General features: G+C 64.8%; 6 protein-coding genes. 2 read left to right on the plus strand and 4 right to left on the minus strand.

What is annotated here, in order from left to right:
• A partial coding sequence (locus A9W95_RS06115) for a serine/threonine-protein kinase (RefSeq protein ID WP_156746042.1) occupies positions 1-680 on the minus strand: 680 nt, incomplete at its 3' end.
• A gap of 245 nt (positions 681-925) precedes the next feature.
• On the opposite strand from A9W95_RS06115, the gene A9W95_RS06120 reads away from it, so the two are divergent.
• Positions 926-3,973 (plus strand): patatin-like protein, encoded by a 3,048-nt coding sequence (locus A9W95_RS06120; RefSeq protein ID WP_082982931.1) that lies wholly within the window; start codon positions 926-928, stop codon positions 3,971-3,973.
• A gap of 4 nt (positions 3,974-3,977) precedes the next feature.
• On the opposite strand, the gene A9W95_RS06125 is transcribed toward A9W95_RS06120, so the two are convergent.
• The 3 genes from A9W95_RS06125 to A9W95_RS06135 all read right to left on the minus strand — a co-directional run bounded on the left by A9W95_RS06125 (position 3,978) and on the right by A9W95_RS06135 (position 6,708).
• A complete protein-coding gene (locus A9W95_RS06125) occupies positions 3,978-4,667 on the minus strand; it encodes a GAP family protein (RefSeq protein ID WP_067409731.1) in 690 nt (229 codons plus the stop codon).
• Positions 4,668-4,698: 31 nt separating this feature from the next.
• Complete coding sequence (locus A9W95_RS06130) at positions 4,699-5,394, minus strand: GAP family protein (protein WP_067409733.1); 696 nt, start codon at positions 5,392-5,394, stop codon at positions 4,699-4,701.
• Between the two features lie 162 nt (positions 5,395-5,556).
• Complete coding sequence (locus tag A9W95_RS06135; protein WP_067409735.1) at positions 5,557-6,708, minus strand: TDT family transporter; 1,152 nt, start codon at positions 6,706-6,708, stop codon at positions 5,557-5,559.
• A gap of 88 nt (positions 6,709-6,796) precedes the next feature.
• Here A9W95_RS06135 and A9W95_RS06140 point away from each other — a divergent pair, with 88 nt between their 5' ends.
• Positions 6,797-7,039 (plus strand): hypothetical protein, encoded by a 243-nt coding sequence (locus A9W95_RS06140; RefSeq protein WP_067409736.1) that lies wholly within the window; start codon positions 6,797-6,799, stop codon positions 7,037-7,039.
• Positions 7,040-7,107: the final 68 nt, after the last annotated feature.

Consider the following 7,107-nt stretch of genomic DNA (forward strand, 5'->3'; position numbering starts at 1 on the left):
GGCCGCGGCGGCGGCAGTGAGAGGTGGCCGCCGATTTGCTGCTCCAGACTGTCCCCGGGAAAGGGCTGGTTGCCGGTCAAGCATTCGTAGAACACGCAGCCCAGCGCATAGGTATCGCCGCGCGGGTCGGTCTGGCCGGTGGTCAGCCGCTCCGGCGCCATGTACGCCCATGTGCCAATCACGTTGCCAGTACCGGTCATTCGCGAGCTACCGGCCGCGCGGGCAATGCCGAAGTCGATCAAGTAGGCGAAGTCGTCCTCGGTCACCAGGATGTTGGAAGGTTTGACGTCGCGGTGTACCAGCCCGATCCGGTGGGCAGCCCGCAGCGCCGACGCCACCTGCTCGATGATCTTCACCGTTCGCTCGGGGTCCAGTGGGCCGTCGGCGATGATGGCGCCCAAGTCGCGGCCGTGGACCAGGCGCATGTCCACATAGAGCCGGCCATCGATCTCACCGAAGTTGTGGATCGGCACGACGTGCGGTTCGTTCAGGCCGGCCGCCGCCAACGCTTCCCGACGGAACCGCTGTTCGAAGATGGGGTCGTTGGCCAAGTTCGCCGGCAGCACTTTGACGGCGACCACGCGTTGGGTCTCGGTGTCGTAGGCACGCCACACTTCACCCATGCCGCCGCGACCCAGCAACTCGATCAGCCGGTAGCGACCGAATGGCGTACCTTCCACTCCGCCCCCCTCAGCGAGAGTTCAGTGAATATCCAGCAAATACATTAAAGCCCGTGTGGCCACGGCCGCGCGATGGTTTCTCTAAGCGCAGTGCGGCAAGGCGGCTCAGCAGTATCACATGACCCGCCCCCTCATCAGAGGCAGTGCGTCGGCCCCGAGGAAAACGCTACATAGCACCCCAAACAGCATTAATGTCCAATTCCACCGCGAAGCTCAGGCAAAGAAGCTGCTGAGGAGGGTGCGGAATGTTTATCGACGAGCCGTCACCAGTAACCGAGCTGACTCAGGAAGTGCGGCTCGCCACCACCATGACCGGGGGCGTCAGCCTGGCCATCTGGATGGCCGGTGTAGCGCGGGAAATCAACTTGCTCGCGCAGGCATCCCAGTGGCGCACACAAGGTGGGCCATTCCCGCAAGACAGCCGGCTCAGCAACGATGCCGCGGCCTCGTTGAAGTTGTATGCGGCACTCATCGACCTACTCGACGTGGTCGTCGACGTGGACATCATGTCGGGAACAAGCGCAGGCGGCATTAACGCCGCATTGCTTGCGGCGTCGCGAGTTTCGGGCGCTGACCTCGGCGGCCTCCGCGACTTGTGGCTGGACCTCGGCGCATTGATCGACCTGCTGCGCGACCCAGCCGATAAGGAAACTCCGTCGCTGCTGTACGGCGACGAGCGAATGTTCGCCACACTCGCCAAAGAGATCCCAAAACTTCACCTTGGCCCGTTCCCACCCGCGTCGGTCCAGCAGAGTGTGGCTCCCCCGTCGACCACCTTGTACATCACGACGACACTGCTCACCGGCGAGACCAGCAGATTTACCGACTCGTTCGGCACGTCAATTCAAGACGTCGACCGGCGCGGAGTATTCACCTTCACCGAAGACCAGCTCGCTGATCCAGACACAACCCTGGCCTTGGCGCTAGCCGCGCGCAGTTCCGCCTCTTTCCCGCTCGCCTTCGAGCCTTCCTTCGTCCCCTTCGCGGACAAGACCAGGGCCAAGGGAGCCGTGCCGCCTCGACCGGCGATGGCGCCCTTCACCAACATCACCCGTGCACATTGGGCTGCCGACGGCGGCTTGCTCGACAACCGGCCCATCGGCGTGCTGCTCAAACGCATCTTCGACCGCCCGGCCCAGCGCTCGGTCCGGCGACTGCTGCTATTCGTCGTACCGTCCGCCGGCCCCGTCCCGGAATTGACCGAGAAACCCGAACCTGACGATGTCGACAAGCCACTTGGCTTGGTCAATGGGCTACTCAAAGACTTGGCGGCCGTCACCAACCAGTCAATAGCCTCAGACCTGCGAGAGATTCGCGCACACCAGGACCGCATGGCAGCGCGGACAGATGCCAAACTGCGCCTGGCCGAGATCGCCGCCAGGTTGCCTGACGGCATGCGGTTACTGACGCCGCAGTTGCTGAACGACTACACGACCCGTGAGGCCGCCCGACACGGGCAAGCCCTTACCGACGCATTGCTACGACAGCTCAGCACGTGGCCAGCCGGAAACGGACCGTCATCGCAGGGCGTCCCCCCAGCCTGGGAACGGGAGCTCGATGTCGGCGGCGATGCCGAGAAAGTTTGCCGTCAACAGATCACAGATTCGATCCGCAGCCGCTGGTCTCAACCTGCGGGCGTGCTGCCAGAAACTCCCAGCGACCTCGGACGGTACGGTCAACCGGCGTTCGACCTCGCCAAGGCATGCGCTCTGACCGTCATTCAGGCGGCCTACGACGTTGCGCAGTCCACAGACGACATGGCTGCTTTGGCAACACTCACTCAAGGGATTCACCGAGCGTTCCCACCGCGTGCGCCGGTCAACCTCGGGGAGCTCGTGCGGGCGGTGTGCACAGACGAAGCCGCCCGAGAGGGTTCGCTGGCCGAAGCCGCGCAACGGCTGGTCGCCGACTATCTGCAGCGGATGCGGGTGTCCGACGAAGCCTGGGCTGCCTTGGGCGGCGCGCTGGTCGAAGGCTATCGGAACCTCACGACAATCGCGGCCAATGCCACTTCCGCCGGCCGCTTGGTGACCTACCTGGACTACCTTGGGTCCGACGATGACCCGCCGACGGTAGCCGCCAAGTTGTTCGATTTGGCTGCGACCCAGCGGGCGATGCTGCCGGCCGAGGCGGACATCGATCAGCCGGTGGAATTGGTCCAAGTAAGCGCCGATACCCGCAGCCTGCTTGCTCCCGACTGGCGGACCGCCCAGCAGAAGTTGACCGGCATGCAGTTCCACCACTTCGGCGCCTTCTACAAGCGATCCTGGCGAGCCAATGACTGGATGTGGGGCCGGTTGGATGGATGCGGTTGGTTGGTGCACGTGTTGCTCGATCCCCGACGGGTGCGGTGGATCACGCGCGGGATAAGCGAGGCCCCCGAGAAGAAAAAACGATGGTTCCTCGAGCAGTTGAAAGATATTTCCGGACTGGACCTGCCAACCTCAGCCAACGAGAGGCAGCTGCTGCTCGAAGACCTGGAGTTCTTGGATGACCCGGCGAAGCCGCTGCCGCCCAGTCTTCCCCAGGTATCGCTGTGGCTGGCACAAGCCTGGCAACAGCGGGTGCTCGACGAGGAACTGGACGAGTTGGCGAACAGTGTCATTGCCCCGGGACCCGAAGTGCAGCCGGACTGGAGCCCCACGACGTCGCGAACGTGGGCCCGCAAGGTTCTCGCCGCGAGTCCTGGGACCGCCAAATACGCCTTGCTCAACGAAGATCCGATTGCAACTGAGACCTTCACCAGCGACAAGGGGTCGCCATTGATGGCGCGTACGGTGGCCAAGGCTGCTGCCACCGCCTCCGGTGCCGCAGGATCCGTTCGCCAACTGCCGAGCGTGATCAAGCCGCCAGTAATTACGTTGCGCACCTTGACGCTTGGCGGTCTCCGGGTCGTGTCGCTGACCAAAGGCGTTGCCAGAGCAACGATCATCGCCGGCGGTGTCCTCCTCTTGCTCGGCATCGCCGCCGCCATTCAATCGGCGACCGTGGTCGGCGTTACGGGGTTGGTCATGGCGGCGACCGGCAGCTATCTCATCGTGTTGGGTACTTGGCAGTGTTCGAGTCGGCTGCTGTTCGCCCTGCTGTCGCTGACGCTGGTGGGGTCAGTACTTGCACTGGCAACGCCGGTGGTCCGGCACTGGTTGTTCGGCGAAAAACAGCATCCGGGAGTGGTGGGCGTCAACGCCTACTGGCTGGGCGCCCAGTGGTGGCACCCGTTGATCGTGGTGGCGGCTCTGAGTCTGATCGTCGCCGTGACCGCGGCGGCCCGACCGAAACGTAAGTCGCGCTGAGCAGCTACAGCGCGCGTACCCCGTTATAGAGCACCATCAAGCCGATCAAGATCAACACGACGGCTACCAGCGCCGCACTGTTGTGTTCCATCCAGTCCTTGAGCCGCGCCAAAGGATCATCCAGACGCGAGCCGGCGCCGAGGTAGGCCACGATCGGGATGACGACGGTGGAGGCGGCCACCGCGACGAAGAACGCGGCCAAGACCCAGCCGCTGGCGACACCTAGACCACTGGTGCCGATGGCCAAACCCGCGATCGCGCAGACGACCAGGACCTCCGGTCGCACCAGCGCCAACACCACGCCGGTCAGCCCGGCGCGGATCGGTGTGAGCCGGCTGAACGTGTTCATCCACGCCGGCGCGTGCGTCTGGCTGCTGCGAGTGAGCCAACGGATGATGCCGAACACAATCAGCGCCGCGCCGAACCCCACACGCAACCAGGAGGCCCACCTCGGCGGCGTCTTGGACAGGTCACCGAGCATGTCCGAGGCTCCGACGAACACCGCGGTCAACGCGGTCAGGCCAACCAGCCAGCCGCATAGGAACGACAGGCTGCTCGGGCGCGGCCGCGGGGCGTGCAACACCAGTATCGCCGGCAGTACGGTCACCGGCGAGGTTGCGATCACCACAGCGAGCGCGGCCAATCTGGCCAATACCGAACCCCATGTTGCTGCCACGGGCGGTAATTGTTGCATCGCCGAGCCCAACCCTGGCGTGCAGTAGAGGTCACGGGTTGAGGGCGGAGACCCCGTTGTGCAGCACCATCAGACCGATCAGAACCAGCACTGACGCCAGCATCGCGGCATTGTTCTTGTCCATCCAGTCCTTGAGCCGAGTGAGCGAATCCTCCAGGCGATCTCCGGCGGTGGCGTAGGCCACGATCGGGATCGCCGTCGTCGATGCGCCCACAAGCACGAAAACAGCGGCGCACAACCACTTTCCCGCAGCGTCTAGCCCGCTGGTACCGATGTCCAAGCCGGCGGCCAGGCAGACCACCAGCACCTCAACCCGAACCACCACCAGCACCGCGCCGGTAACCCCCGCGCGCACCGGGGTGATGGTGGAGAACGACCGCATCCACCGCGGCGACTCAGCGTGTCCGCGACGAGTGAACCAGCGGTAGATACCGAACAGGATCAGCAGCGAACCCAGCACCACGCGCAGCCACGAGGCCCAGCTGGGTGGCGACTTGTGCAGACCACCCAGCAGACCGGACGCCGTGACGAAAATGGCCGTCAGAGCGGCCAACCCGAGCAGCCAACCACCGAGGAAGGCCAGCCCACTGGGCCGGGGCCGCGGCGCGCGCAACACCAGGACGGCGGGAATGATCGTCAGTGGAGAAACCGCAACCACCAAGGCAAGCGGAATGAGCCGGGCCAGCACCGAACCCCAGTTTCCTGTCACGGGCAGCAATCTTCGCATCCAAACAGCGCGCTGACAGCCGAACACGGGGCCGTGTTGGGGCAAAGCCGCGCAGTAATTCGTCGACCGTGCGTTCATGATTCCGGGGGTGTACTGGTGGCGCAATCCCGGCGCGAACCGCGCCCCAGGCGCACGATGGAAGCCCAGCACTCACACCGGGCATCACCAGCGCAGCGGATCCTTGGTCGCTTTGATCGGCTGTGAGCTCGGCGGCTGCTGAAACAGGTTGCCGCGCAGGCTTCCCCGCGCGGTGCGGGCGGTGACCAGTAACCAGGTGAACAACAATCCGGCGTAGGCGATGCCCGCGGCCACCTTGAACAGCGGCAGGTGGGTGTGCGCGGCCAGCTGCGCGGTGCCGGTGACGAACGTGCCGACCGGGAAGGTCAGGCTCCACCAGGTCAGCGCGAACGGCATTCCGCGCCGCAGGGTGCGCACGGTCAGCGCAGTGGCCAGCGCGATCCACAACACCGCAAAGCCCCACACCGGAACCCCGAAGATCACCGCGAATGCGTTCAGGTCCTCGGCCACTTCATAATCGACTGCCGGCTTGGCGGCGGATCCCAAAAGCCCTGCGGCGGTTGTCGATTGACCTAGCGGCCCGAGCACGATCCACAATGTGGGCACTCGGGTGGAACCCGACGTGCCGTACAGCACCAGCCTGCTCCAGATCATCGCGATGATGTTCAACGAGGCCAGCAGTGACAAGCCGAACATTGCGTAGCAGCCGTAGAGCATGGTCTCTCGACCGGTGCCCGGCACCATGTGCGGGATCAGCAGCGCACCCGTCGCGGCCGACACCATGGGCGGCACCACCGGCATCAGCCAGCCGCCGAAGGCGGCATCCGGTTCCACCTGGTGCTGGGTGAACATCAGGTACGGGATGCTGACGGCGGTGAACAACCCGCCCAGCGTGCCCAGGGTCCACAACACCCAGTCCAGGTCTACGGCAACACGATTGCCGACGAGGTCTCCGCCGACCAGTACCGCCCCAGCGCCCACGGTGAGCAAGGCCATTGGTGCGGCACCGTAGAAGTGGGCCATCTGCGGATTGCGCGCGTGCCGGCGGGCAACGGTCGGATGGCGCAGCCAATGCCCACCGACCAACAGGATCAGCACCACCAGGAGTACGGCGGCGATCACCCAGACCGCCTCGGTGAAGGCGCGCAGCCCCGGTACGTGAATGGGCAGTGTTGCACCGGCGATGGCGACGATGCCGGTGCCCATCACCGAGGCAAACCAGTTGGGCCCGATATTGCCGAGGACCTCGACGCGGGTGTGCGGCGCCGGCTCGTCGCCCGGTATTACGGTGGCCATCGCTGACCGACCCTACTGTGGTCGGGGCCCTCTAGTCGGACAGTCGCATACACTCCGGTGATCTCTCCGCCGGAAAGGAGGTGCGCAGGTGAACAGGCCGCCACTGATAATCGGCATCGCGGTTTTGCTGATGATCGCGGCGCTCGCCGTGCCGATCAAGCAACGATGCGGCGCGCCGGGCCGGACTTGCGCCACCGCCGTGGACGCCGACGGAAACATTCATTACTACTACGAAGTCGAACCGCTCGGGGTTTTCATGACCGAGCACGCGTTGGGATTCGACATCCCGGTCTACTACACCTCCGGCGAGGAAGTGGTGAAGGTCGGCTGAGTTTGCGAGCGGTGCGCTAAGCGCGGCACGTCTGCGCCGCATACTTCACCGTTGTGGTCGACGGCGTG

This window comes from Mycobacterium sp. 1423905.2 (genome assembly GCF_001673155.1).
Taxonomy (GTDB): Bacteria; Actinomycetota; Actinomycetes; order Mycobacteriales; family Mycobacteriaceae; genus Mycobacterium.